This window comes from Cupriavidus yeoncheonensis, from assembly GCF_905397275.1.
Taxonomy (GTDB): domain Bacteria; phylum Pseudomonadota; class Gammaproteobacteria; order Burkholderiales; family Burkholderiaceae; genus Cupriavidus; species Cupriavidus yeoncheonensis.
On record NZ_CAJPUY010000027.1, the window covers coordinates 26955 to 51445 of the forward strand.

The window sequence follows — 24491 nt, forward strand, 5'->3', positions numbered from 1 at the left end:
CACTCACATCCTGGCAAGGCCGCCGGATCGCGCGGGCCCGGCGGCCGCCGCACGCCAACGGCGCGCGGTCCGGGGTTGTGGGACTTCGCACGCCCGCTGCCCTTCCCCCTACTTGCCAGGCACGACGAGTGGGGCGCCCTTCGTGACGATATAGGTCGCGAGTTCTGACGCCTGCCCGCTGCCGACGTTCCTGGCCGAATGTGGCGTGCCTGCGGGAATGAAAAGCGACTCGCCTGCGTTGAGCGTGACCGGTTGCTGGTCGGCAAGCTGGTACTCAAGGGTCCCCTGCAGCACGTGGGCGATCTCTTCGCCGGGGTGCGAGTGTTTCGGCGCGAACGCGCCGCGGTCGAAATCCACGCGGACCTGAATGCCTTCCCGACCCGGGACGCTGAGGTCGTGGCGGGCCAGATCGGTGCGATGGACTTCAGGCGTCTGTGCCTGCGCGCTGTGGAGGTGCGCGGCAAGGCTGGCGACGACCAGGGCACCCATCGTGATTCGGACGATATTCATTTCACTTTCCTTGATTGTCTTTCGAAGCTAGCAAGCGATTCGTGCGGGGCCGGCTGGCTGCATCCGCAACGATTCATCGCAGGTGAGAGATGCTGGGGCGGCCTCGCCTACTCCGCGTCGAATGCGGCGCGCACCTCTGAAATTGTCGCGGCCTTGTCCTGGAGATGCGGGTAATGGCCGATGCCGGGCAACAGCTTCAGATTCAGATGCGCGCGGCTTGCCAGCTCCTCGCCCATCTCCTTGCGAATGTAGATGTCCTTCTCGCCCCAGATCACCGTGACGTGCGTTTTCAACCTGGCCAGGTTCGCTTCGAAATCGTCCTGGTCGCGTGTGAACCGGGTGTAGTACTGATAGAACGCATCAGCAGAGGTCAGTGCACCGTTCTGCCATCCACGGGCCATGTCTGCCTTGAACTCCGGCGAGACTTCATAGTGCGAGGACTCGGGCAGCCCACGCGTGAATGCGTTCTGCAGGATCTCGTCGCGGGTCCGGTTGAACGCCGCATGCACAGCATCCGCGGTGGCGGGATCCTTGAGCCCCTGCAGTCGCTCCTGCATGAACTGCGGACGGTTGAACGGTGCAAAGTCGCCAACAATGATCCGTCTGGCGATGGCTGGGTCATCGACGGCAGCCATCAGGGCGGGCAGCGCCCCGATATCGGTCGCGTAGATCACCAGCCGCTGCTTATCGATGCCAGTCGTGGAGATGTAATCCACCAGCACCTTGGCATAGTCCCTGGGCCCATAGGAAAACTTGTCCACGCCGGGACGAGACGATTCGCCATAGCCGGGCCAGTCGAAAGCGTGAACCTCATAGTCCTGGCCCAGGGAAGACGCCACGTCTTTCCACGCGTAGAGCGTTTCAGGAAACCCGTGCAGAAACAAGACCGTGCCCTTAGCGCGCGCATTGTGCACAACCAGACGCCTTAGCTTGATATCGGGATTGACTTGCACGAACCCGATTTCGGGCGTCGGCGTTGCCGCGTGTGCGTTGCCAATGAGCAATGTGGCAGCCAGGGCGGCTGCAGGACCGGCGGCACCTGTGAACCGAAGCGCGCTGCGAACCGTGGTTTTCATCGTCATGTCTTTCACCATCTTGCTTGACCTGCAAGCACCCAAACCGACGCGGCGGGTTTCTGTTGCATATGCAGCATTGAAGAACGGTTTTGTATCCCTACTGTAGTGAATCGCCGGGGCCAACGTATTTGTTCGTATCTGCCGCTGCCATCGATACGTTGGCATACAAAAATCCCTCAGTGCGCAGTTCTACGTGTGCTCAAATGCAAATGCCCATCGTCAGGTTGCACGCGAAGTGGTCGGCCTCGTAGTACGCACCCGAAGGCCTCGGGATCCTCTCGGGCATTGAGGCGATTTGTACGGCCTGTATCGCGTGCCGGCGCTGACACGTTCCGTGGCAAATCAGGACAGACCGCCATACAGACGGGACACAAGCCCTGTCCTAAACGGGTTCTGATGCAATTAGCTACGTTGACCGCCCGAATGGCTGCATGTGCAACTCGGTCACCATGAAGACTTCCGACTCCAGCACCGCAAGAAAGGACAGCGCAGGCGCCGAAATCCTGCGGAGTTGCCTGCTTACCCGTACCCGTCAGATTTCCCGTGTGCTGACAGCAATCTATGACGATGCGCTGCGGCCGTTCGGGATCAACGCGCCTCAGTTCACGCTGCTTGTGATGATCCAGGAATTGGGCCCGATAGGCCGCGCGGCGCTTGGCCGACGCAACCACCATGATCGTTCGACACTGACCAGAAACCTGCAGCCGCTGTTGGCACAAGGCTGGATAGCCGAAGGCACGCCGGACGAGGATGGCCGGACGCGGCCACTCGTCGTAACGAGGCTTGGTCAGACCCTGCTTCGCAATGCCGCGCCTGCGTGGGCTTCCGCACAAGCGACGACGAGGACGTTGCTCGGCGAGGCCGGTGCCGACGCCATCATGGACATTGCCCGTGGTCTGCCGAAACACTAGCGGCCACCATTTTTTTGCCATTGATGTTGCATGTGCATCATCACCGCATCTTTTTTCCAGCGCCGTCCAGCCGGGCCATCTCATCGTCCAATCTGGAGATTCCCTTGTATCCCATGTTTAGGAATGCTATTCCGAGCGTCGCGCTCGCCGCCCTCATGCTGGCTGCCATACCCACTCAGGCCGAGCCAGCCCATCGCCCTACCTCATCGACTGTGCGGGCGACTGGAGTCTCCATTGCGCAAACCACGCCGATGCCAACTACGCCAACCACGAAGATATTGGCGATTGGCACCTTTCCGCCAGGCACGGACATGCAACTAGTCCAACACACTCTTCCGACCGAAGTTCGCGAGACGGCGCAGCTATACCTCGAGGGCAAGATTGACCAGTGGTATTCACTGGAAGACAGGGCCGGGGTGGCATTCATCCTGAACGTTACGGACGTAAATCAAGCGCATGAAATGCTCGAGGCACTTCCCTTGGGGAAATCACACTTAATGACATTTTCGCTCCACCCAATTGGCCCTCTGAATCCGCTGCGTCAGCTTTTGAATCCGCCTTCCTCCCAGTAGAAAACCCAAGAACGTACCGGGCTGCTGCGTCCGCCGATTCTTTTAGAGGGGGCAGGCCACGCAGGGGGCCTGGTAGCAGGCGCCTACTGGCCGCCCTGCGCAAACATCGGCATGTCCCGCAGGATATGTTCAAGCAGCTTGAGCGCCGCCGCCGGTAACGGCCTCCCAGCTTTGACCAGCAAGCGCGCCTGGGTGCCCCTGAACAGCGGATGATCGATCGGCACCACCGTGAGCGTTCCGGCGGCGATTTCGCGATACGCAGCAAACTCGCCGCCGATCAGCGTCATGTAGTTTTCGTAGGCAACAAACTGCTTGAGCGCCGTCAGTGAATTGGTGACCAGCGTCGGCCGGATCCTGATGTTCTCCGCGAATTCGAGCATCTTGGCGGCATGCCCGACGCCGAATGACGCCGGCATCATGGCCAGCGGCCAGGACAAGATGTCCTTGACGCTGGCGGCGCCGCCACGCAATGCCAAGGGATGGTCGGGCCGCACCAGCAGGCCGACCGGCTGCGACGAACTCGCCAGAGACTCGATGCGCGGATGTGGCGGCGGATTGAAGGCAAGTCCGATGTGCGCGCGACTTTCGGCCACGGCGTCGAGCACCTGATCCACGCCGAGGATCTCCATGCTGATGTCGAGCAGCGGGTACTGCGCGCAGAACGGCGCCAGCACTTCATTGACCAGTGCATCCACGTAGCCCTCGCTCAGGACCAGCTGGACCTGCCCCTGCTGCAGGCCCTTGAGGGCATGGAGCTGGTCCTCGAGCTTCTCCTGATGTGACCGGTAGCCGCGCCAGAACTCAAGCAGATGCGCGGCGGCCTCGGTCGGCCTGACCCCACGCGCCTGCCGCTCGAACAGTGTCGTGCCAAGTTCGTCCTCGAGCAGCCGGATCTGCCGGGTGATCACGGATGGCGATGTGTTGAGACTGTCCGCAGCGCCGCGAATGGTGCCTTGCTCGAGCACTTCGCGGAAATAGCGCAGCCGCTGCTGATTGATTTCACGCATGTCGAACCATCCACTTGGCCGATGACAGACTCACACCATACCTCATGCGTTGCCCACAGGGCAACGAAGTGTGGACATGGTTGCTGTTGGAGATTGCCCTTGTCGCTGCCACTATCGATCCATCACGCGGTACCCCCATAAAAGACATTGGAGACTGGCATGCTGGTGATCTCGAGCGAAAGCGCAGTAGACGACACCTCAACCCTCTACAACAAGATCAACTGGCGACTTCTTCCGTTCCTGCTGATCTGCTACCTGTTCGCCTACCTCGATCGCGTCAACATCGGCTTTGCGAAGCTTCAGATGCAAGGCGACCTCGGCTTCTCCGATGCCGCCTATGGCGTGGGCGCGGGGATCTTCTTTATCGGCTACGTGCTGTTCGAGATACCGAGCAATCTGATGCTGCCGCGCATCGGCGCACGCAAGACCTTCAGCCGCATCCTCGTGCTCTGGGGCATCACCTCGGCCTGCATGCTGTTCGTGCGCAACGTGCCGATGTTCTACGCCATGCGTTTCCTGCTCGGCATCTTCGAGGCAGGCTTTGCCCCGGGCATGATCTACTACCTGTCCTGCTGGTACGGGCCGCAGCGCATGGCGCGCGCCATTGCGATCGTGTTCCTTGCCGGCCCGCTCGGCGGCATTGTCGGCGGCCCGGTCTCGGCATGGCTGATCACCGCGCTGTCAGGCACCGGTGGCCTGGCCGGCTGGCAGTGGATGTTCCTGGTCGAAGGCCTGCCCTGCATCCTGCTCGGCGTGCTCGCCCTGTATTTCGTGCCGAACCGTCCCGCTGACGCCGGCTGGCTGACCGAGCAGGAAAAGCGCCTGCTCGCCAACGAAATCGGATCCAGCGCGGCGCACAACCATTCCTTCCTGGCCGTGGCCCGCGATGTCCGGGTCTATGTCCTGGCCCTCGCGTACTTCTGCATCATCGCCGCGATCTATGCGATCAGCTTCTGGCTGCCGACCTTCATCAAGGCCCAGGGCGTGAACGACACCGTGCAACTCGGCTGGTACTCGGCCCTGCCCTATGTCGCCGCGGCCTTCGGCATGTACTACATGGGCCGCCGCTCGGACCGGGTCGGGGAGCGCCGTTTCCACAGTGCCGTGCCCGCAACCGTCGGCGGATTGCTGCTCGCCGCGTCCATCCTCGTCGACGGCAATCTTGCGGCATCGCTGGTGTTGCTCACGCTCGGTACCTGCGCGCTGTGGATGGCCTACACGGTGTTCTGGGCCATGCCCTCCGAATACATCAAGGGCCCGGCGGCCGCAGGCGGCATCGCACTGATCAACACGATCGGGCTGTCGGGCGGCTTCTGGGGCCCGGCCATCATCGGATGGGCCAAAACCGCCACCGGCAACCTTCACCTCGGAGTGCTGATCCTGGCCACGCTGCCAATCATCGCCGCACTGATCATCCTCGCCAACAAGCTGCCCGCAAAGCGGTAACAAGGAGTCGTCATGCTTCTACATCTCTCCACCTGGTCCGAAATCGAGCAGTTCCTCAAGCGCAGCCGCACGATCGTCGTGCCGATCGGCTCCAACGAACAGCACGGTCCGACAGGGCTGCTGGGTACGGACTGGCTGTGTCCCGAAATCATTGCGCGTGAATCGGAAAAATCCGCCGATATCCTCGTGGCCCCCACGTTCAACATCGGCATGGCACAGCATCACCTCGGCTTTCCCGGCACCATCTCGCTGCGCCCGTCCACGTTCATCGCCGCGATCGGCGACTGGACCCGCTCGCTGGTGGTACATGGTTTCGAAAAGATCCTGTTCCTGAACGGCCACGGCGGCAATGTCTCGTCGATCGATGCCGCGTTCTCCGAGCTGTACGCCGAAGCAAGCTTTGCGCGTCGTCGCGCCGGCTTCGCACTGAAGCTCTGCAACTGGTGGGATCTCGCAGGCGTGGGCGAACTGGCACGAGACCAGTTCCCGACCGGCCACGGCGCCCATGCCACACCCTCGGAAATTGCGATCACGCAGTACGCCTTGCCCGACTCGGTCAAGTCGGCCGACTATGCGCCGCCCATTGCCCCGAGCGGCCCGATCCGCGAAGCCCTCGACTTCCGTGCCCGCTTCCCGGACGGACGCATCGGTTCCGATCCAGGCCTGGCCACGCGCGAGAAAGGCCGCGCACTGGTCGAACTGGCCGCGCAGTCCCTGGTGCGCGAACTCGAAGCGTTCGGCCGCGAACCGATGCCGGACTGAAACCGGTCCGCCGGCGCCACATGACTCGCGATGACTCCCCGTGGCGCCAGTCATCTTGCCCTCCATCGACAAGCATCATGCAATCACACGATATCCACCAAAGACTGAAAGCACTCGACATCGAGCTGTCCCCCGCAGGCGCGCCCGCTGCCGCGTACGTCATGAGCGCGCAGAGCGGCAACCTTGTCTACCTGTCCGGCCACATTGCGAAGAAGAACGGCAACGTGCGGGTTGGCAAGCTCGGCGCCACGATGTCGACGGACGAGGGCCGCGCAGCGGCCCGCGCGGTCGCAATCGATCTGTTGTCGACGCTACAGGCCCATACCGGCGATCTGAATCGGGTCAAACGCATCGTCAAGGTCATGAGCCTGGTCAATTCAACGCCCGACTTCACCGAGCAGCATCTGGTCACCAACGGCGCATCGGAGCTGTTCGTCGAGGTGTTCGGCGAGGCCGGCAAGCATGCGCGGTCGGCATTCGGTGTCGCACAGATTCCGCTGGGGGCCTGCGTGGAGATCGAAGCCTGCGTCGAACTGGACTGAGGCATCCGATTGAACCAAACAGAGCACGCAGATGAACTTTTAATATCTGCGCGACAACTTTCAACGCGGCAACCAGTTGCTCATGCTAAGCAACGAAACCAGGCAAGCAGTCAGATGAACGCCCCCACTCCCCCCTCCTCTCTTACCCCCGTCGGTCCCCGCATCAATAGCCACCGGCTCTGGGAACATGTCTGCGCCATGGCAAGGATCGGCGCCACGGCCAAAGGCGGTGTCAACCGCCAGGCGCTCACCGCGGAAGACACGCAGGGCAAGACGCTGTTGCTCCAGTGGGCATCCAGGCGTGGCTATCAGACTTCGATTGACCCGATCGGCAATCTTTTCATCCGCCGCCCGGGAAGGAATCCGGGCCTCAGCCCGGTATTGACGGGTTCTCATCTTGACTCCCAGCCGACCGGAGGCAGATTCGACGGTGTCTACGGCGTGCTTGCCGGTTTCGAGGTACTCGAGACACTTGACGATCACGGCATGGAGACCGAACGCCCGATCGAGCTCGTTGTGTGGATGAACGAGGAGGGCTCAAGGTTCCCTCCCCCCACGATGGGCTCCGCCGTTGCGGCCGGCGCGCTGCCGCTGGCCGATGCATTGGCCATCAAGGACGTCAGCGGGATCGATGTGGAAAGCGCATTGAAGGCACAGGTCGCCGAGCTGCCGGTTCTGGAGAAGCGCCCGCTTGGCATGAGCGGCTTTGCCTATATCGAAGCCCACATCGAGCAGGGCCCCATCCTTGAGAACCAGGCATGCGATGTGGGCATTGTCACGGGCATTCAGGGACTTCATGCCTACGAGATCCAACTGCTAGGCGCCGAGGCCCACGCGGGCACGACGCCGCTGCGGCATCGCAAGGATGCTTTGGTGGCCGCCACCACGCTTATCGGATACCTTCGCGCCGCGATAGACGACCCCGAGGACATCCTGCGCTTCACCGTCGGAAGGCTGGAGGTTTATCCGGGATCGCCCAACACCGTGCCAGGAAGAGTGACATTCAATATCGATCTGCGGCATCCGGACCCCGATTCCCTCCTGCGTGCCGGCGAGACGATCCTTCGACTTTGCGCCGGCGAGATCGAAGGCTGCCCGGTGTCAGCGAAGGTTCTGTTGCGGTCCACGCCGATAACCTTCGACGATCGCGTGGTGGCAACCGTGCGCAAGGCTGCTAGCGGTCGGGCCATGAAATTCCTGGACATCGTTTCCGGCGCGACCCACGACGCCAAGTACACCGCGCAACATATTCCCACCGGGATGATTTTCGTGCCTTGCGAAAAGGGCATCAGCCACAACGAGGCCGAGAACGCGCGCGAAGTCGATGTCGCGGCTGGGGCGCAGGTCCTCTGCGACGCCATGCTTGCGATCATGTCCGAACCACTTTAAGCCGTTCCAACTGCCCACATCGATTCCGGACTAAGGGCACACGGGCAGCCATCGGACGCGCGGCCACCGCGAAGTGTCGGTCGACACAAAGCGAAGTTGCCACGCCATAACGCCAGAACCATTTCGACCACGGATGTCGGCGCCGACGCGCACCGTGGCGACGCTAAACACACCAACAGAGGAGAGGTCTGTGTCTCGGAAGGAGCAAATTTCAGAGAGCAGGATGGACGGTGCGTCCCTCTATCGAAAGGTAGATATACGCCTGCTGCCGCTGCTGTTCATTGGCTTCATGTTCGCTTATCTGGACAGAGTCAACGTAGGCTTTGCGAAGCTTCAGATGCAGAGCGACCTCGGCTTCTCCGACGCCGCCTACGGCATCGGGGCAGGAATATTTTTCGTGGGCTATGTCCTGTTCGAGGTGCCAAGCAATCTCTTGCTGCCCAGGGTTGGCGCCCGGCTTACCTTCAGCCGCATCATGGTGCTCTGGGGTATTACCTCGATGTGCATGGTGTTCGTCAATAGCGTCCCGGTGTTCTACGCCCTGCGCTTTCTGCTGGGCGTCTTCGAAGCCGGCTTCGCGCCGGGCGTCCTGTTCTACCTGTCGCGCTGGTATGGTCCGAGCCGCATCGCCGGCGCAATTTCGATGGTTTGGCTTGCGGGTCCTTTCAGCGGAATTGTTGGCGGGCCGCTGTCGGCGTGGATCATGACAGCTTTCGCCGGTACGGCCAGCCTCGCCGGTTGGCAATGGATGTTTCTCATTGAAGGCGCCCCAACCCTCGTGCTTGGCGTCGCGGCCTACTTCCTGCTCGTCGATGACCCATCCAATGCGAAATGGCTCAACGACACGGAGAAACGCGCGCTGGCCGCGGAAACGAACACGGCTGCAGACCGGCGGCACGGATCGTTTCTCATGGTACTGCGTGATCCCAAGGTGTATATCCTGGCGGTAGCCTATCTGTGCATCATCGCGCCGATCTACGCCCTGAGCTTCTGGCTGCCGACAATCATCAAATCCGCCGGCGTCACCAGCACACAGACCCTCGGTTGGTATGCGGCGATTCCTTATGTGGCAGCGGCGTTTGCCATCTTCTTCGGCGGCCGCAGCTCCGACAGGCGTCAGGAGCGTCGAATCCACATCGCCGTGCCGGCTGCCATCAGCAGTCTTTGCTTCATTGGCTGGTACCTCGCCGACGGCAATCTCGCACTGACACTGGTATGCGTTACCGTCGCTACCGGCCTGATGTGGATGGCCAACATCGTCTTCTGGGCGGTTCCGCCCGCGTACATCAAGGGCAACGCACGAGCAGGAGCCATTGCCCTGATCAATACGATTGGCCTGTCTGGCGGCTTCTTCGGGCCAAGCATCATCGGCTGGTCGAAATCCGTGACTGGCAGCATCTACCCCGGGTTCCTGCTGATGGCAGCGATGTTGCTGGTGTGTGCATTCATCATCCTGTTCCTGCGCCTGAAGCCCAGGGGCGATACTGCGCTTCGCCACGAGTCACCCATGCCGGCCAGCGCGCGTCAAGCGAAGTAAGTTCCTCTGGCCAGTGATCACGCCTGCCAGCAGGCACTCGACTATGAAACACCCGGGGGGGCGATGCGGGACAAACGTCTTTCATTGCCTGCGGTCAGACCAGCCAGATGCGCAACCGTTGCGATGCGCGCCCTCCCGATGTCCCCGAAAGAGAACGTCCACATGAAGCTCGCCGAATACACCGCCCTTGACGGCATGGGGCTGCATCACCTCATCGCCACGCGAGAAGTGACCGCAATGGAAGTGGCGCAAGCCGCATTGGCTGCCATCGAGGCCGTCAATCCCCAGGTAAATGCCGTGCTCGATTACTGGCCCGAAGAGGTGGAGATACAGTCAGCCGGCATCGTGAGTGTCGATCCGAGACCCCTCGGCGGCGTGCCGTTTCTCCTCAAGGATCTCGGCGTCACCATGCAGGGACGCAGGAGCGAAATGTGCAGTCGCCTGGCGATGGGAACCGTTGCAAAGGAAGACTCGTACGTGATGGCGAGCTTCCGTCGGTCAGGCCTGATCACGCTCGGGCGAACTACCATGCCCGAACTGGCGGTTAGCACGACAACGGAACCCGTGCTGTACGGACCGACGAGGAATCCCTGGAGTCTGCAGCATGGCGCGGGCGGATCGAGCGGCGGTGCGGGAGCGGCGGTGGCCGCCGGTATCGTTCCGATTGCGCATGCGACGGACGGAGGCGGATCGATACGGGTGCCGGCCTCCTGCAACGGGCTGTTCGGTCTGAAGCCGACCAGGGGACGCGTGTCGAACGGGCCCCACGTGGACGAAGTATGGAATGGTCTGGGCGTGCATTTTGCCGTGAGCCGAACGGTGCGTGACAGTGCGGCGCTGCTCGATGGCATCCACGGCGGCGGCGTGGGCGAGCCCTACTACATTGCCCCCCCCAAAGCCAGCTATCTGTCGGAGATCCGGCAGCAGCCGGGAAACCTGAAGATCGGGTTCATGAAGAATCCATTCAGTGCCGCGCGTACTGACACGGGGGTTGCTGATGCCTTGAGCAAGGTGGCCAGGACACTCGAGTCTCTGGGTCATCATGTCCATGAAGTGGCGCCAGACTTAGGTGTGAGCTGGGACGCCTTTGTGCAATGCAACGCGAAAATCTGGGCTGCCAACGCAGCGCTCCGGATCAACGACATTGCCAAAGCCACCGGACGAACAGTGGATGAAAAGCACCTCGAGCCGGCAACGCTCGCGCTCTATCGATACGGTATTGAGATTGGCGCCGTAGAGCTCCTGTCGGCATTGCAGGTCAGGAATACGGTCGCACGGGCGCTGGGGCGGTTCTTCGGCGACTACGACATTCTGCTGACACCGACGTTACCCGAGCTTCCGCCTCGGATTGGTGAATACAACCAGGTGGAAACATCGGTCGATGGGCTTGGCTGGATCGCGCACGTTTTTAGCCAGTCACCGTTTACCGCGCTATCGAACGTGACGGGAACGCCGGCAATGTCGGTGCCGCTTTCCATCGACCCGCAAACGGGTCTGCCAATCGGGTCGCATTTTATGTCTGGCTTCGGGCGGGAGGACACGCTGTTCCGTCTGGCCGCACAATTGGAAGCGGCAAGCCCCTGGTGCGAACGGCGGCCACCGGTATGGGCAGGGTCAATTGTCAACGAGACCTCGAAACAGTAGAAACCGCTAGTGTCCTGAGTTGGAAGTTCGTTGCAGAAATAAGTCTGTCGAGAAGGCGTGCGAGCCTGGGGGAGTTAAAGCAGATTCGTTTTCCAGTCCGCGCGCCCGCCTGAAACAGACGGGCACACAATACATCAATGCGCATGCGGCTTCGAGACTCCAAGATCTGGAACCGTGACGGCAACCACCTCCGTCGCCAGGATCTTGTGGCTCGGGTCAGCCAACTCGAGCCGAAGCTTGTGCGGCCCCGGCGTGAGCCCGACGACGATGATCGGGTCTTCACTCGTATGGGCCCAAGTGCCATGAACGTCGTCCATTGTTACGTGCAGATGCCCGATGCGTGGCGAGATATCGACTGCTGGCTTGCCAAATACGGGCATGACGCGGAAATTCTCCGTCCGGAACTGGACGATGACTACGCCGCGCGCAAGCGGCTCGGCAAGTGCCGGGTACGCTATCAGCCTGGGAGCGGGCTCGCCGCTGAGTGGAAGAATGGCAGGTGGCCGCACGGAATCCTGTGCTGTCTGCGCGGAAGCGCTTATGCAGAATGTCGCCGCAATGGCGACCGCCGAAAAGTATTTCAGGTTGTGGCGCATGACATGGTCCTTTTTCGCAGATGGGCTGCCTCGATGCGCGGGCCGGGCAGAGCGATCGCGCGCAGTTTGAGGATAGTCTCCGCATTTCATCACACGCCGGCTGCCCGTTGTGGTGATGTTGTATGAGAAGGTATCGCTTGCCATCGCTGATACATAGCAATACACCAATCGCCGGTATTCCATCGCGCCCGTATCGCTCCCGTATCGTGCAAGCGTGGCTTCGATTGGCGCACGTATTCGCGTCGCTGCCAGATACAGTTATGGCGCGAATTTGTCCACCAGGAATTCGACAAAGGCGCGCACCCGGTGTGATACGTGCCTGGCGTGTGGGTACAGCAGGACAAACGGGCGCGTGCTACCACCAAACTCCTGCAGAACCTCCACCAGTGTCCCATCGCGCAGGTCGTGCTCCACCACAAAGCGATAGGTCTGGAACAGGCCCGCTCCGGCGCGCGCCAGCGTTGCACCACCGAGCGCGTCCTCCGATGTCGCATAGGCGCCGCTGGTGACCACGTCGAATTCCTCACCATCTTGCCTGAATGTCCATGCAAGACGCCGGCCGCTGCTGGGCCGTTCGAACTGAATGCATTCGTGCGAGACCAAGTCCTCCGGAGATTTCGGCACGCCGCTGCGTCGCAGGTACTCGGGGGTGGCCACCACCACCATCTCGGCGTCTTCGAGCTTGCGCGCGATCAGCGTGGAATCATCAGGCGCGCGCCCACGGACCGACAGGTCATAGGTATCGTCCGCAAAATCGACATTGCGATTGCTGATGTGCGTGTCGATCTCCACCTCCGGAAACCGCTTGCGGAACTCTGGCAATACCGGCAATACGCGATAGTGCGCATAGGGCGTAGGCAAGCTGATCCTGAGCCGCCCCGCGGGCGTCCCATGCTGGCCGCTGATCTGCCGCTCGGCGTCGACGAGCAGCGCCAGAGCGCTGCGTGTCTGCTCGAAATAGGCGCGCCCTTCTTCCGTGAGCCGGATCTGGCGCGTCGTGCGCACGAACAGGCGAACACCCAGCCGTTCCTCCAGTCGTGACACACTGCGGCTTACCGCCGCCGGCGTCACCCCAGCGGCCACCGCGGCGGCGGTGAAACTGCTGAGCTCCGCCGCGCGGCAGAACAGTTCGATACTGCCGAGTTGCAGATCGTCGAATTGGCGCTTCATGGGCGTGACACCTTCTGGTGAGGGTTGGCGACGCGTCCGGCAGTGGCCGCGCAACACATTCTAAACACGTCTGCGGCGATGTCATACTGCCAAAGCCATGGGAGGCGCCGGCAATGGATCTGCTCGGAAGACAGGATCAGCCGTTCGTCGCGGGCGCCCCGGAGATACCGAGCGCCGGGAAGCGTGGCAAGACATGCGTGGCGAGCTCGTCCAGGACTGCCTGCGCAGGGCGGCTTCCATACTTGAGATTGAACAGCACATGGTTGGCCCCGGCACGTTCGAGCGTCTCGAGATGCCGCATCAGCCAGCTGCGGCCAAGTCGGTGACCACCGTGGATCGGCGTGGGTGAGACGTTGGGGTCCGATGCCAGGTCGATGTGGTACGGCTGGGCGAATGGCTTGAACCCACCCTCGGTAACGGCCTCGACCGAGGCATGCCATTGCCGGATCAGCTCGACCTGGATGTCGAGCCGGCGCGGATAGGTGATCCAGCCGTCGGCCTTGCGGGCAATCCAGTCCACCGACTGCTGGCTGTTGCCGGTCACGATCCACGGCACGCGTGCCGCCACGGGCTTCGGCACCAGGTCCGCCCCCTGCAAGACGCCATACGGACTGCGGATCTGCGGAAAATTGTTGCCCCACACCGTTTCCAGGTAGGCGGCCTGCTCACGAAACAGCGCGCCGCGCTCGGCATGGTCGACACCGAACGCGGGAAATTCCACCGCGCGGTCGCCGGAGGCAACTCCAAGTACGAACCGGCCGCCACTTAGCCTGTCGATACTGGCGGCCGCCTTGGCTGTGTGCAATGGATGGCGAAGCGGCAGGACGATCGCCGCGGTAAAGAGCGCGATCGACGAGGTCTGGCCGGCAACGAATCCGAGCCAGGTCCACGGATCGTAGATCTGCCCGAGGTCACCAAAGTCCGGGTCACGCAATGGCACATCGCGGACACCCAGTGCGGCAAATCCGGCGGCTTCCGCCTCGCGGGCAAGACGGACCTGATCCCTCATTGTTGGCGCGTCGCCGGCATAGGCCTCGATCGCGAACAGCACGCCAAGCGTAAGCCGCCCTGGTGCAAACATGCGCGCGAACCCCGGGTTGGATTGTGGTGCGGACTGGGGAGCGGGTATCAGCATGACTGCCTCCGTGCATGGGTCGATGTGGCCATTCTGGCGCACCCTCGCCCTCGGATCATCGGGGTTCCCGGCAATTCAATTGTTCTCCGGCATTGACAGCGCCCGGGCCAATCCGGCGGTTGTTACACCGTGTATGGACTCATGTTCCGCCTGCACGGTTTTTCAGGCCCTTTTCGCCGCCTACATTGCTTTCCAACGATGCATCCGCGCGTTACTGGAACCACCCAATGTTCAAACTCATCAAGCAACTGCTCGCGTCGGCCCTCAACCAGGCTGACGCCGCAAAGGAACCCGAAATGAAAGCCAAAGTCCTCGTGCTCTACTACTCGACCTACGGTCACACGGAACACCTGGCCAATGCCATCGCCGACGGTGCACGCAGCGGCGGTGCCGAAGCCACGGTCAAGCGCGTGCCAGAGCTGATGCCTCCGGAAGTCGCCAGGCAGGCTGGCGCCAAGACCGAGCAGACAGCTCCGATAGCAAATCCTGAAGAACTGGCCGACTACGACGCGATCATCATCGGCACGCCGACTCGCTTCGGCCGCGTCGCCGCCCAGGTTGCCAACTTCCTCGACCAGACCGGCGGCCTGTGGGCCGGCGGCAAGCTGATCGGCAAGGTAGGCGGTGCCTTTGTCTCGACGGCGAGCCAGCATGGCGGCGCCGAGACCACGCTGTTCTCGATCCTGACCAGCCTGATGCATCACGGCATGATCACCGTGGGTCTGCCGTACTCGTTCAGTGGCCTGACACGCATGGACGAAGTCACGGGCGGCGCCCCGTATGGCGCAACGACGCTGGCCGGCGTGGATGGCGCGCGCCAGCCAAGCGAAAACGAGCTGGCGGGCGCACGCTTCCAGGGTCGTCATATCGCCGAGGTCACTACCACACTTCTGCGCGGCCGCAACCAGTAAGCCTATCCAGCCGGGCGGCGGGATCATCGCGCCGCCCATCCCTGCCCATCCCTCAGGAGATCGCAACATGTCCCGCAGAAGCACCCTGCCGTCCGTCGACGATGACCATCAGCGGATCCTGGAACTGCTGCAAACCTACCTAGACGCCCTCTACGACGGCGATGCCCGCACGCTGCGATCGACGTTTCATCCCCAGGCATTGCTGTTCGCCGAAGTCCGCGGCGAAATCGTGCAGAAGGCGCTCGACGTCTACGTGGACGGCGTGGCCAATCGCGAGAGTCCGGCGTCGCGCAATGATCCTTATGGCATGTCAATCCTCTCGGTCGAGGTAATCGGCGCGATCGCCTCGGCCAAGGTTCGCGTAAAAGTGACCGGCAACAACTATTTCAATTTCCTGTCGCTGCTCAAGACCGGTGGCAATGAATGGCGCATCGTCAACAAGCTCTATACCCATCTCGACGCGTAGTACCGTTCGTGACCTACTGTTCTCTATCTGCCATGCGCAAGAAGGCCGCCCGGCGATGCGACGGGCGGCCTAAATAGATGCCGGTTCGAGTCCGGCTGACGAAAATCCAGGGCGGGGTTGAATGACTGCGGCAATCGATTTGATTCGGCGCAGCGCTGCGGGCTGCGGATGGGGCAGATGCCAGCGCAAGCCGCCGGGACCGACAGCGCCCGTCCCTTTCGCTACGCCTCGTCGTCCAGCTTGACCGCGAAACCGCGCTGCACGCCTGGACGCGCCCACAAGGTCTCATACCAACGCCTGACGTTCGGGAACTGAGTGAGGGAGACCTGATGGCGCTCATGCCTCCAGGCCCAGCCAAGGATTGCAAAATCGGCTACGGACAGCTCGCCGGCGACAAACTCCACGTGTGTAAGGCGGCGGTCCAGGACCCCATAGAGACGGTACGTTTCCTCGGAATAGCGTTTGAGACCATACCGCCGGTCCGTTTCGGACTCGAGCATGCGAAAGTGATGGACCTGGCCGGGCATGGGGCCGAACCCGCCCATCTGCCACATCAGCCATTCGAGCACCGGTATGCGTTCGCGCAAGCCTGCCGGAAGGAACCTGCCGGTCTTTTCACCGAGATACAGCAGGATCGCGCCGGATTCGAAGACGCTGATCGGCTGGCCGTCCGGACCGTCAGGGTCGACGATTGCCGGAATCTTGTTGTTCGGACTGATGCGCAGGAACTCCGGCGCAAACTGCTCGCCCTTCTGGATGTTCACCGTCCTGACGGTGTAGGGCAAGTTCAGTTCCTCGAGCGCGACACTGATCTTGCGCCCGTTCGGCGTATTCCAGGTATGCAACAGGATACTCATGAGATGCAATCCTCAGATCGGGCACGTGGCCAGGCGCGAGGCGCGCCGCCTCCCTGCTCTACCAGGACAACTGGCCCCGGCAGTTCTCCGGGCCGGGCTTGAGCTTGCGCTGCCCTTGCCTTCTCGCCCGTGGTTTCCTCCCTGCTTATAGGGACGATCCACCGTTTGCCAGTATCACCTTACTCGTCAGGTCAGGCAATCGCCGCTGCGGTCTGGTCATCGCGATGGGGGCGCGGTGAGACCCGCCCACCGCGCCCCCCGGTCAAAACCGGTGCCGCGCCCCAGTTCACGCAGCGTCCGGTATTGACGCCGCTGCCTTTGCCGCTTGCGGCCCTGGCTCAGTGGCCGGCGCTCTGGCCGCCGTCGACGTGCAGGATCTCGCCAGTGACAAAGGGGGCGGAATCGAGATACAGCACGGCATCGACGATATCGCGCATCTCGCCCATATGGCCCATGGGGTGCAGGGCGCCCAGTGCTTCGTGCGTTTCCGGCGGATGCATCGGTGACTTGATGACGCCCGGTGCCACCGCGTTGGCACGGATGCCGGTCCTGGCGTACTCGATGGCCAACGACTTGGTTGCCGCGTTGAGGCCGCCCTTGGTCAGCGAGGCCAGCACCGAGGGCACCCCATTGATCGCATGGTCGACGAGGCTGGTCGTGATGCTCACCACGTGGCCGCTGCGGTGCTTCTCCATTTCGGCGATAGCCAGCTGCGTGATGTGGAAGAAGCCGGTCAGGTTGATGCCGGTCACGGCCGCATAGTCTTCGTCGGTATAGCTGGTGAACGGCTTGGCGACAAAGATGCCGGCGTTGTTGACCAGGGTGTCGATGCGGCCAAATTTCGCCACCGCTTCGGCGATGACACGACGCGCCGTGGACGGGTCGGCGAGATCGCCGGCGACCGCCAGGATGTCCTGGTCGTCGGACGGCTTGATGCTGCGTGCCGTGGCGACAACGCGATGGCCGCGCTCCCGGAATGCCTTGACCAGTTCAGCGCCAATGCCCTGCGATGCGCCCGTGATCACTACGACTTTCTTTGCTGCACTCATTCTTGCACCTCGATGTAAGTTGGCTCGGCCTTGCCGCCGATCGGGCCGGCGGCTCCGATGGGTTCCAATCTAGGCAATTCCTTGCCGTCTTCGAAGACCTCAGGGGAACAAACAGTTGTTCGCGCGAGGTACAAGTCCGGCGCGCTCGGTGGAGGTCTGGCGGGGGTGGCAGGGTGTCGCTTTGCACCGGGGCAACCCACACATCACATCAGACCAGGCCGGTAAGCCATGGCATTCCCGTACGGCGGCGAGATCCCCACTTTGTACGCGCTTGTATCACGCGGCCGGAACGATACAAGCCCTGACAGAAAAGGTTCCCGCACGCTACAGGCGCGATACGTCGGTCTCTTTAAATACGTTCCGTAGACGGCGGCGAAGCACAACGAAGCGATTCGCAGCTGCTTGATTCTCAACGCAACGTCCCAAGGAAACCGATCATGCGTACCAACCTCGTCAATCGTCTTGTCTTCGCCGTCACCCTGGCAGCCGCCGCAGCTGGCGCCCAGGCGGCCGGGCTGTCCTATGCCGGGGCAAGCGACCCCTACACCGCCGGTGCCCGCACGGCGCAGGAAGCACGAAACCCGTACACCGATGGCGCCCGCACGGTGCAGGAATCCCGCAACCCGTACACCGACGGCGCCCGCACGCTGCAAGAGCCGCGCGACCCTTATACCGACGGCGCCCGCACTCTGGCCGGCATGGACCGCAGCGGTGTCTCGGCGTCGCCGGCGCGCACGTTCGATCCGTATCTGGACGGCTCCTACGCCTGAAGCCCCAGCTTTGCCGCATGACCAGGAGGCGTGATCGAAATCGCCTCCACGCCGGCCTCGCCGTCATCGACGGCAGCCGGCGGGTCTGACTCTTTCCTTGTTCCCAAATCAGGAGTTCATCATGATTCGTTCCCACGCTCTCATTGCTGCCACGCTCGCGCTCTCTCTCAATGCCCTGGGTGGCGCTGCCCATGCCGCGGAGCCGGCCAAGGCCCTCGAAAAATGTTATGGCGTGTCGCTCGCCGGCAAGAATGACTGCGCCGCCGGCCCGGGCACCAGCTGTGCCGGCACGTCCAAGACGGATTACCAGGGCGATGCCTGGACCATGGTCGAGAAAGGCACCTGCACGACGATCAAGACGCCCAAGGGCTACGGTTCGCTGAAGGCCATCCAATGATGTCGCGTTCCAGCCAACACGCGATCGTGCCGGAGCAGGCCACCGCTGCGGTGAACGCCGCGCTGCTGCTGGTCGCCCGGCTGGGCATCGCCTCGGTGTTTTTTCTGTCGGGCAGGACCAAGGTGGAGGGGCTGCTCACGATCAAGGCGTCGACCTTTGCATTATTCGCATCGGAATACGCGCTGCCCGTGATTCCGCCGGATCTGGCCGCGGCTCTGGCCACGTGGTCGGAGCACCTGTTCCCGCTGCTGCTTGTGCTTGGTCTGTGCACGCGGTTCTCGGCAGCGGCGCTGCTCGGCATGACCGCGGTGATCGAGATCTTCGTCTATCCCGATGCGTGGCCGACGCACCTGAGCTGGGCCGGCCTGCTGCTGCCGCTGGTGGCCTACGGCGGTGGAGCCTGGTCGCTGGATCACGTCGTGCGCGGCGCCTTGCGCAGGCACTAGCCGGACACGCTCGCTCTTTATCTGTCTTTCCCATTCAATGCAGGCCGCACCGGCCTGCCGGAGATTCGCAATGCGGTTTATACCGATAATCGCCACCGCGGTGGTGCTGGCGGCCCCCTCGCTTGCCCCGGCGGCCACCCCGCCGGCGCCGGCAGGCGCCAGGCACATCCTGCTCGTATCCGACGCCTTCGAGGATGGCTCGGGCTGGCGCGTGGTCCACGACATCCTGTTCCACAAGGGCTACAAGGTCAGCGTGGTGCAGCTTCCCCACGTGTCACTCGGAGACGACGTCGGTGTGGTGCGCGACCGCATCGCCATGCAGCTCGGCCCTGTCGTCATGGTCGGCCACGGCTATGGCGGCCTGGTCATCTCGGAAGCCGGCGCCCGGCCGAAGGTGAAGGCACTGGTCTATGTCGCCGGCTTCCAGCCGGACGTTGGCGAAGGCATCAAGCAGCTTAACGCCTCCATGCCGGCCGCCGGCGCCGCCAGCGTTCGCTCGACGCGTGACGGCCACCTGTTCGTCGATGCGGACAAGTTCAACGCCGACTATGCCGCGGATATCAAGGTGAACCGCACCGACTTCATGGCGGCTTCGCAGGCGCTGGTGCCCAACGCCCTGTTTTCCGGAAACATCTGGACGGCGGCATGGCATGACAAGCCGACCTACGGCATCGTGGCCTCGGATGACCGCGTCATCAACCCGGACCTGCAGCGCTGGATGTACAAGCGCGCCGGTTCGAAGGTGACCGAGATCAAGGCCAGCCACGCCGTGCACATCTCGCAGCCGGAAGCGGTTGCGCAGGTGATCGAGGAAGCCGCGCTGAATGTCCGCTAGCGGTAGTCAGATCTTCTTTTTTTTCCAACCCAACCTGGAGTTTCACCATGAACATGACCATCAAGTCCCGTGCCACCCTTGCCGCCGCCACCGCCCTCGTCGCGCTGGCCTCCCTGTCGATGACCGCCCCGGCGCGCGCCGCCGGCGGCGATGAGCCGGGCCGCTGCTACGGCGTCAATTCCTGCAAGGGCACCAGCCTGTGCGCCACGGCCAGCAACGACTGCGCCGGCCTGAACGAATGCAAGGGCAAGGGCGTGCTTGTCAAGCCGGCGTCGGTCTGCCTGAAGGAAGGCGGGACGCTGACGGAACCGAAGTAAACACTGCAACCCGCGCCGGAAGGATTCGGGCGGCGCAAGCCCCCGGCCTTTCCATGCCCCACTTTCTGCACGGTAGCGAGCATGACCATGCCAGTACTCAGTCAGCCATTCGCAGGCTACGGTCTCGGCCTGCGCAAGGAGCACTACCAGGACTTCCTGGAAGCCGAGGTGCCGGTCGATTTTGTTGAAGTGATCTCCGAGAACTTCATGGTCGACGGCGGCCGGCCCCGCCATGTCCTGCGCGAGGTGCGCGGCCGGTATCCGGTCGTGCTGCATGGCGTGTCGATGTCGGTCGGCTCGTCGGACGGTCTCGACCGCAGCTACCTGCAGCGGCTCAAGGCGCTGGTCGACGAGATCGAACCGCTGTTCGTCTCCGACCATCTCAGCTGGTCGCGTGTCGGCGGATTCAATTCCCACGACCTGCTGCCGCTGCCGTACACCGAAGAAGCCCTGGACATCGTCTGCAGCAACATCGCCATGGCGCAGGACGTGCTTGGCCGTGCCATGCTGTTCGAGAATCCGTCGAGCTATCTTGCCTTTCCCGGCGCAGCCATGACCGAGTGGGAGTTCCTCGGCGCGATGTGCGATCGCACCGGCTGCGGGCTGCTGCTGGACGTCAACAATATCTACGTGAGTGCCACCAATCACGGCTTCGACGCGCAGGCCTTTGTCGAAGGCATTGCCGCCGCGCACGTACGCCAGATCCACCTGGCCGGCCACAGTCAGGGACGCGACCTGCTGATCGACACCCATGACAGCGAGGTGTGCGAGGCCGTGTGGCAACTCTATGCCCGCGTGCGGTCGCGCGTCGGCGCGGTCGCCACCATGATCGAGCGGGACGACAACATTCCGCCGCTTGCCGAACTGCTTGGCGAGCTTGCCATCGCGCGTGCCATGGCGGGAGACCAGGCATGAAGCTCGAGACCTTGCAGCAGGACTTCCGGGCCTGGCTGACGACGGCATCACCCGATGCGGCGGGGCGCCTCGGTGCGGACGCTGCGGCCGGGCTCGCGGTCTACCAGAACAACTACCGCGCGCAACTGATGGGCTGCCTGGAGACGTCGTTCCCGCGCGTGCATGCATGGATGGGGGACGAAGCGTTCCTGGCCGCCGCCATCGCGCATGTCGACAGCCATCCGCCGCACGCCTGGACACTTGATGCCTATGCCGACGGCTTTGGCGAAACGCTGGCTGCGCTGTATCCGGACAACCCCGACCTGCACGAACTGGCCTGGATCGAGCACGCGATGTCTCAGTCGTTCGTGTCGGCAGACGCGGCCCCACTGCCGGTCGAATCGCTGGCGGACATCGACTGGGATGCCGCGCGCCTGGTCCTGGCGCCGTCACTGACGCTGCGGGCCGCCAGCACCAATGCGCAGGACATCTGGATTGCCATGAACGATGACCAGCCACCGCCTGACAGCGAGATGCTCGCGGGGGCCTGGGGCCTGGTCGTCTGGCGCCGGCAGTTCGGATGCTACCTGCGGCAAGTCGATGCCATCGAGCGCGACGCCCTGGTGCACGTCCAGGCGAACGGGCGCTTCGATGCGCTGTGCGCGTGGCTGGTCGAGCGCCTTGGCGAAGATGACGGCATCGCCCGGGCGGGCGAGTTGCTGGCGAGCTGGCTTGGCAATGAACTCATCGCCGGCGTCGAAGCCGCCTGAGCGCTTCCCTTCCTCCAACCCTGAGCCATGACATCGTGAGCAATCTCTTCCATTCCCGCCGCAAGGTCCTGCTTTCCGGCGTTGCGGGCGCCACGCTGGTCGCCGCCTCGCAGGTGCTGGCAGCACCGGACGCCAATCGCGGCGCGGCAAGCGCTTCAGGCAACCCTTTGCCGCGCATGCGGGTCCGTCAGGTCCGCACGGACTACCTCGATATCGGCTATCACGAAGCCGGCCCGGAAAAGGGGCGGCCGGTGATCCTGCTGCACGGCTTTCCCTACGACATCCACAGCTATGTCGACGTGGCACCGATCCTGGCAGCGCGTGGCTGCCGTGTCATCGTGCCGCATCTGCGCGGGCACGGCACCACGCGCATCCTTGCCGACTCCACGCCGCGCGCCGGGCAGCAGGCCGCCATCGGCGAAGACGTGATCGCCCTGATGGACGCGCTGCACATGCCCGAGGCCGTGCTGGCCGGCTATGACTGGGGCGGCCGTGCCGCGTGCGTCGTGGCCGCCGTCCGTCCGTCGCGCTGCGTCGGCCTGGTTTCGGTCAACGGCTACCTGATCCAGGATATCGCCCATGCCGCCGCACCGCTGGCGGCACCGGTCGAACATGGCCTCTGGTACCAGTACTACTTCCAGACCGAGCGCGGCCGTGCCGGCCTGGAAGCCAACCGCCGCGACATTGCCCGCATCCTGTGGAAGAACAACTCGCCGTCGTGGCAGTTCGATGCGCAGACGTTCGCCCGCGCGGCCGAGGCCTTCGACAATCCCGACTATGTCGATGTCGTGATCCATTCCTACCGGCATCGGCTTGGCCTGGCGGCCGGCTATCCATTGCACGAGGCCACCGAGACAAAGCTCGCGGCCATTCCGCCCATCGCGGTTCCCACCATCACCCTGGACGGGACCGCGGATGGCGTGGTACCGGCTACCGACGGCAAGGCGTCGGCCGCCCGCTTCATCGGCCCGCGCATCCATCGCCAGGTCCCTGGTGTTGGCCACAACCTTCCCCAGGAAGCCCCCGAAGCCTTCGCCGATGCCGTGACCGAACTGGTGCGCGGCGGCAAGTGGCGCACCTGATGCGGTGCGCCAACCTTAGTCCTCAAGGAGACAACGAGTCATGACATCCCATTCGCTTCAACCCATCGACGACGCCGATGCCGTGGACTGGATCCGCGTCCAGCGCTATACGCAGGGAGTGATCGGCCCGAGCCAGCCGATGCTGGGACCGCTGGCCGATGGCGGTACGCTGGTCGCCGGCACGCCGCCGGGCTGCTGGGGCCCGATGATCACGCCGGCCTTCGAGGGCGGGCATGAAGTCACGCAGCCGGTGGCGATTGCCGGCGCCGAGGTCGGCGATGCGGTGGCGCTGAAGATTCGCCGGATGACAGTCACCTCGTCGGCCACGTCGTCCGGCGTGATGCAGTTCGTCGAAGGGCGCTATCACGGCGACCCCTTCGTGGCCAAGTTCTGCGGCCAGTGCGGCACCGAGCATCCCGCCAGCCACGTGGAGGGCATCGGCAACGATGCCATTCGCTGCAGTCACTGCGGCGCCGAGGTCAGCGCTTTCCGCTTCAGCCACGGCTACGTGATCGTGCTGGACCAGGAAAACCAGATCAGCCTGACGGTCAACCAGGCGGTGGCGGACCGGCTGGCGGGCAAGGCGTCGGAAATGTCCGCGCTGCCCGAACTGGCTGCGCAGCATTCGATCCTGTCGCTGGCGCGTGCCGACATGCCCGGTGTGGCGTCGCGCATGCGGCCGTTCCTGGGCAATATCGGCACGATGCCGGCACGGGACCTGCCCGATTCGCACAACTGCGCGGACTTCGGGCAGTACCTGGTCGGCGCGCCGCACCGCTTCGCACTGACCAGCGACGAGCTGCAGCAGGCCAAGACCGATGGCCACATGGACACCAACTCGGTCCGCGAGGGCTGCATCCTGATCAGCCCGGTCAAGGTGCCGGGCGCGGGCGTGTACCTGGGCGACATGCATGCGCAGCAGGGCAATGGCGAGATCGCCGGCCATGCGACCGATGTATCCGGCGAGACGGAACTGACTGTCGAGGTCATCAAGGGCCTGACGATCGACGGACCGATCCTGCTGCAGAATGTGGAAGACCTGCCGCCGCTGGCCCGCCCGCTGTCCGCCGCCGAGCGGAAGAAGGCCCGGGAGCTAGGCGCGCGCTGGGGCCAGCTGGAAATCGAGGAATCCGGACCCGTGACATTCCTCGGCAGCGGCGTCGATCTCAACGCGGCAACGAAGAACGGGCTGCAGCGCGCGGCTGACGTGACCGGGCTGCCGTACGACGAGGTGCTCAATCGCGCGACGATCACCGGTTCCATCGACATCAGCAGGCTGCCCGGCACCGTCCGCGTCACCTTCCTGTGCCCGCTGGCCGTGCTCGACCGCATGGGGATCGGCAAGCTGGTGCGGGAGAAGTACCAGCTAGACTGACCATGGATGGCGCGGGCCTGGGGTC

Annotated in this window: 26 protein-coding genes; 18 read left to right on the forward strand and 8 right to left on the reverse strand. The window is 63.3% G+C overall.

The annotated features are described in order from the left end of the window. Positions 1-108: 108 nt before the first annotated feature. Complete coding sequence (locus KHO22_RS27795) at positions 109-510, reverse strand: cupin domain-containing protein (RefSeq protein WP_211950395.1); 402 nt, start codon at positions 508-510, stop codon at positions 109-111. A gap of 107 nt (positions 511-617) precedes the next feature. Then, positions 618-1592: an alpha/beta fold hydrolase gene (locus KHO22_RS27800; protein ID WP_230427055.1), complete on the reverse strand. Its 975-nt coding sequence runs from the start codon at positions 1590-1592 to the stop codon at positions 618-620. 443 nt (positions 1593-2035) lie between these two features. On the opposite strand from KHO22_RS27800, the gene KHO22_RS27805 reads away from it, so the two are divergent. Continuing rightward, the gene (locus KHO22_RS27805) at positions 2036-2497 is read left to right on the forward strand and encodes a MarR family winged helix-turn-helix transcriptional regulator (protein ID WP_211950397.1); all 462 of its coding nucleotides are present in this window, start codon (positions 2036-2038) and stop codon (positions 2495-2497) included. A 655-nt stretch (positions 2498-3152) separates the two neighbouring features. Here the strand turns inward: KHO22_RS27805 and KHO22_RS27810 are convergent. Further along, on the reverse strand, positions 3153-4076 hold the full coding sequence (locus KHO22_RS27810; protein ID WP_211950398.1) for a LysR family transcriptional regulator: 924 nt from the start codon (positions 4074-4076) through the stop codon (positions 3153-3155). Between the two features lie 159 nt (positions 4077-4235). Here KHO22_RS27810 and KHO22_RS27815 point away from each other — a divergent pair, with 159 nt between their 5' ends. The 6 genes from KHO22_RS27815 (at position 4236) to KHO22_RS27840 (ending at position 11396) form a co-directional block, all read left to right on the forward strand. Continuing rightward, positions 4236-5522: an MFS transporter gene (locus KHO22_RS27815; protein ID WP_211950399.1), complete on the forward strand. Its 1287-nt coding sequence runs from the start codon at positions 4236-4238 to the stop codon at positions 5520-5522. 12 nt (positions 5523-5534) lie between these two features. Beyond that, entirely contained in the window at positions 5535-6284 is a 750-nt protein-coding gene (locus KHO22_RS27820) for a creatininase family protein (protein ID WP_211950400.1), read from the forward strand. Positions 6285-6361: 77 nt separating this feature from the next. Beyond that, the gene (locus KHO22_RS27825; RefSeq protein ID WP_211950401.1) at positions 6362-6826 is read left to right on the forward strand and encodes a RidA family protein; all 465 of its coding nucleotides are present in this window, start codon (positions 6362-6364) and stop codon (positions 6824-6826) included. Positions 6827-6940: 114 nt separating this feature from the next. After that, positions 6941-8215 (forward strand): M20 family metallo-hydrolase, encoded by a 1275-nt coding sequence (locus KHO22_RS27830; protein WP_211950402.1) that lies wholly within the window; start codon positions 6941-6943, stop codon positions 8213-8215. Positions 8216-8438: 223 nt separating this feature from the next. Then, entirely contained in the window at positions 8439-9752 is a 1314-nt protein-coding gene (locus KHO22_RS27835) for an MFS transporter (protein ID WP_211950403.1), read from the forward strand. A gap of 162 nt (positions 9753-9914) precedes the next feature. Next, positions 9915-11396 carry an amidase gene (locus KHO22_RS27840; protein ID WP_211950404.1) on the forward strand — a complete coding sequence of 494 codons (1482 nt, stop codon included), beginning with the start codon at positions 9915-9917 and terminating at the stop codon, positions 11394-11396. 134 nt (positions 11397-11530) lie between these two features. Here KHO22_RS27840 and KHO22_RS27845 read toward each other — a convergent pair whose 3' ends face one another. The 3 genes from KHO22_RS27845 to KHO22_RS27855 all read right to left on the reverse strand — a co-directional run bounded on the left by KHO22_RS27845 (position 11531) and on the right by KHO22_RS27855 (position 14297). Further along, positions 11531-11992 (reverse strand): DUF6130 family protein, encoded by a 462-nt coding sequence (locus tag KHO22_RS27845; protein WP_211950405.1) that lies wholly within the window; start codon positions 11990-11992, stop codon positions 11531-11533. 258 nt (positions 11993-12250) lie between these two features. After that, complete coding sequence (locus tag KHO22_RS27850; RefSeq protein ID WP_211950406.1) at positions 12251-13162, reverse strand: LysR family transcriptional regulator; 912 nt, start codon at positions 13160-13162, stop codon at positions 12251-12253. Positions 13163-13298: 136 nt separating this feature from the next. Next, complete coding sequence (locus tag KHO22_RS27855) at positions 13299-14297, reverse strand: LLM class oxidoreductase (protein ID WP_211950407.1); 999 nt, start codon at positions 14295-14297, stop codon at positions 13299-13301. Positions 14298-14593: 296 nt separating this feature from the next. Between KHO22_RS27855 and wrbA the strand changes: the two genes are divergently transcribed. Together wrbA and KHO22_RS27865 are read left to right on the forward strand one after the other, a co-directional pair. Beyond that, a complete protein-coding gene (wrbA, locus tag KHO22_RS27860; RefSeq protein WP_211950442.1) occupies positions 14594-15208 on the forward strand; it encodes an NAD(P)H:quinone oxidoreductase in 615 nt (204 codons plus the stop codon). Between the two features lie 67 nt (positions 15209-15275). Further along, a complete protein-coding gene (locus tag KHO22_RS27865) occupies positions 15276-15674 on the forward strand; it encodes a nuclear transport factor 2 family protein (RefSeq protein ID WP_211950408.1) in 399 nt (132 codons plus the stop codon). A 221-nt stretch (positions 15675-15895) separates the two neighbouring features. On the opposite strand, the gene KHO22_RS27870 is transcribed toward KHO22_RS27865, so the two are convergent. Both KHO22_RS27870 and KHO22_RS27875 read right to left on the reverse strand, forming a co-directional pair. Beyond that, a complete protein-coding gene (locus KHO22_RS27870; RefSeq protein WP_211950409.1) occupies positions 15896-16531 on the reverse strand; it encodes a glutathione S-transferase family protein in 636 nt (211 codons plus the stop codon). Between the two features lie 338 nt (positions 16532-16869). Further along, entirely contained in the window at positions 16870-17580 is a 711-nt protein-coding gene (locus KHO22_RS27875) for an SDR family NAD(P)-dependent oxidoreductase (protein ID WP_211950410.1), read from the reverse strand. Between the two features lie 437 nt (positions 17581-18017). Here KHO22_RS27875 and KHO22_RS27880 point away from each other — a divergent pair, with 437 nt between their 5' ends. From KHO22_RS27880 to KHO22_RS27920, 9 genes are all read left to right on the forward strand, one after another. Further along, positions 18018-18350, forward strand: coding sequence for a hydroxyquinol 1,2-dioxygenase (locus KHO22_RS27880; RefSeq protein WP_211950411.1), 333 nt, complete (start codon positions 18018-18020; stop codon positions 18348-18350). Between the two features lie 121 nt (positions 18351-18471). Beyond that, on the forward strand, positions 18472-18747 hold the full coding sequence (locus KHO22_RS27885; protein WP_211950412.1) for a BufA1 family periplasmic bufferin-type metallophore: 276 nt from the start codon (positions 18472-18474) through the stop codon (positions 18745-18747). After that, positions 18747-19193, forward strand: a complete 447-nt coding sequence (locus KHO22_RS27890; RefSeq protein ID WP_420839662.1) for a DoxX family protein — start codon at positions 18747-18749, stop codon at positions 19191-19193. The genes KHO22_RS27885 and KHO22_RS27890 overlap by 1 nt, the downstream gene beginning before the upstream one ends. 70 nt (positions 19194-19263) lie before the next feature. Then, positions 19264-20028, forward strand: coding sequence for an alpha/beta fold hydrolase (locus KHO22_RS27895; RefSeq protein ID WP_211950414.1), 765 nt, complete (start codon positions 19264-19266; stop codon positions 20026-20028). A 47-nt stretch (positions 20029-20075) separates the two neighbouring features. Next, on the forward strand, positions 20076-20345 hold the full coding sequence (gene bufA2 / locus KHO22_RS27900) for a BufA2 family periplasmic bufferin-type metallophore (protein ID WP_211950415.1): 270 nt from the start codon (positions 20076-20078) through the stop codon (positions 20343-20345). 81 nt (positions 20346-20426) lie between these two features. Beyond that, positions 20427-21260 carry an MNIO family bufferin maturase gene (bufB, locus tag KHO22_RS27905; RefSeq protein ID WP_211950416.1) on the forward strand — a complete coding sequence of 278 codons (834 nt, stop codon included), beginning with the start codon at positions 20427-20429 and terminating at the stop codon, positions 21258-21260. After that, positions 21257-22009, forward strand: coding sequence for an HvfC/BufC N-terminal domain-containing protein (locus KHO22_RS27910; RefSeq protein WP_211950417.1), 753 nt, complete (start codon positions 21257-21259; stop codon positions 22007-22009). The genes bufB and KHO22_RS27910 overlap by 4 nt, the downstream gene beginning before the upstream one ends. 176 nt (positions 22010-22185) lie before the next feature. After that, positions 22186-23091: an alpha/beta fold hydrolase gene (locus KHO22_RS27915; protein WP_211950443.1), complete on the forward strand. Its 906-nt coding sequence runs from the start codon at positions 22186-22188 to the stop codon at positions 23089-23091. A 40-nt stretch (positions 23092-23131) separates the two neighbouring features. After that, positions 23132-24466, forward strand: coding sequence for an acetamidase/formamidase family protein (locus KHO22_RS27920; protein ID WP_211950418.1), 1335 nt, complete (start codon positions 23132-23134; stop codon positions 24464-24466). The last annotated feature ends 25 nt before the right edge of the window (positions 24467-24491 follow it).

What these genes read in the sequence shown, in the direction of transcription:
- KHO22_RS27910 (WP_211950417.1), top strand. Translation starts at nt 21,257, where the DNA reads ATGAAGCTCGAGACCTTGCAGCAGGACTTCCGGGCCTGGCTGACGACG.
- KHO22_RS27805 (WP_211950397.1), top strand. Translation starts at nt 2,036, where the DNA reads ATGAAGACTTCCGACTCCAGCACCGCAAGAAAGGACAGCGCAGGCGCC.
- KHO22_RS27795 (WP_211950395.1), bottom strand. Translation starts at nt 510, where the DNA reads ATGAATATCGTCCGAATCACGATGGGTGCCCTGGTCGTCGCCAGCCTT.
- KHO22_RS27855 (WP_211950407.1), bottom strand. Translation starts at nt 14,297, where the DNA reads ATGCTGATACCCGCTCCCCAGTCCGCACCACAATCCAACCCGGGGTTC.
- bufA2 (WP_211950415.1), top strand. Translation starts at nt 20,076, where the DNA reads ATGAACATGACCATCAAGTCCCGTGCCACCCTTGCCGCCGCCACCGCC.
- KHO22_RS27850 (WP_211950406.1), bottom strand. Translation starts at nt 13,162, where the DNA reads ATGAAGCGCCAATTCGACGATCTGCAACTCGGCAGTATCGAACTGTTC.
- KHO22_RS27835 (WP_211950403.1), top strand. Translation starts at nt 8,439, where the DNA reads ATGGACGGTGCGTCCCTCTATCGAAAGGTAGATATACGCCTGCTGCCG.
- KHO22_RS27800 (WP_230427055.1), bottom strand. Translation starts at nt 1,592, where the DNA reads ATGACGATGAAAACCACGGTTCGCAGCGCGCTTCGGTTCACAGGTGCC.
- bufB (WP_211950416.1), top strand. Translation starts at nt 20,427, where the DNA reads ATGACCATGCCAGTACTCAGTCAGCCATTCGCAGGCTACGGTCTCGGC.
- KHO22_RS27895 (WP_211950414.1), top strand. Translation starts at nt 19,264, where the DNA reads ATGCGGTTTATACCGATAATCGCCACCGCGGTGGTGCTGGCGGCCCCC.
- KHO22_RS27880 (WP_211950411.1), top strand. Translation starts at nt 18,018, where the DNA reads ATGCGTACCAACCTCGTCAATCGTCTTGTCTTCGCCGTCACCCTGGCA.
- KHO22_RS27920 (WP_211950418.1), top strand. Translation starts at nt 23,132, where the DNA reads ATGACATCCCATTCGCTTCAACCCATCGACGACGCCGATGCCGTGGAC.
- KHO22_RS27875 (WP_211950410.1), bottom strand. Translation starts at nt 17,580, where the DNA reads ATGAGTGCAGCAAAGAAAGTCGTAGTGATCACGGGCGCATCGCAGGGC.
- KHO22_RS27845 (WP_211950405.1), bottom strand. Translation starts at nt 11,992, where the DNA reads ATGCGCCACAACCTGAAATACTTTTCGGCGGTCGCCATTGCGGCGACA.
- KHO22_RS27890 (WP_420839662.1), top strand. Translation starts at nt 18,747, where the DNA reads ATGTCGCGTTCCAGCCAACACGCGATCGTGCCGGAGCAGGCCACCGCT.
- KHO22_RS27865 (WP_211950408.1), top strand. Translation starts at nt 15,276, where the DNA reads ATGTCCCGCAGAAGCACCCTGCCGTCCGTCGACGATGACCATCAGCGG.
- KHO22_RS27885 (WP_211950412.1), top strand. Translation starts at nt 18,472, where the DNA reads ATGATTCGTTCCCACGCTCTCATTGCTGCCACGCTCGCGCTCTCTCTC.
- KHO22_RS27810 (WP_211950398.1), bottom strand. Translation starts at nt 4,076, where the DNA reads ATGCGTGAAATCAATCAGCAGCGGCTGCGCTATTTCCGCGAAGTGCTC.
- KHO22_RS27870 (WP_211950409.1), bottom strand. Translation starts at nt 16,531, where the DNA reads ATGAGTATCCTGTTGCATACCTGGAATACGCCGAACGGGCGCAAGATC.
- wrbA (WP_211950442.1), top strand. Translation starts at nt 14,594, where the DNA reads ATGAAAGCCAAAGTCCTCGTGCTCTACTACTCGACCTACGGTCACACG.
- KHO22_RS27820 (WP_211950400.1), top strand. Translation starts at nt 5,535, where the DNA reads ATGCTTCTACATCTCTCCACCTGGTCCGAAATCGAGCAGTTCCTCAAG.
- KHO22_RS27915 (WP_211950443.1), top strand. Translation starts at nt 22,186, where the DNA reads ATGCGGGTCCGTCAGGTCCGCACGGACTACCTCGATATCGGCTATCAC.
- KHO22_RS27815 (WP_211950399.1), top strand. Translation starts at nt 4,236, where the DNA reads ATGCTGGTGATCTCGAGCGAAAGCGCAGTAGACGACACCTCAACCCTC.
- KHO22_RS27825 (WP_211950401.1), top strand. Translation starts at nt 6,362, where the DNA reads ATGCAATCACACGATATCCACCAAAGACTGAAAGCACTCGACATCGAG.
- KHO22_RS27830 (WP_211950402.1), top strand. Translation starts at nt 6,941, where the DNA reads ATGAACGCCCCCACTCCCCCCTCCTCTCTTACCCCCGTCGGTCCCCGC.
- KHO22_RS27840 (WP_211950404.1), top strand. Translation starts at nt 9,915, where the DNA reads ATGAAGCTCGCCGAATACACCGCCCTTGACGGCATGGGGCTGCATCAC.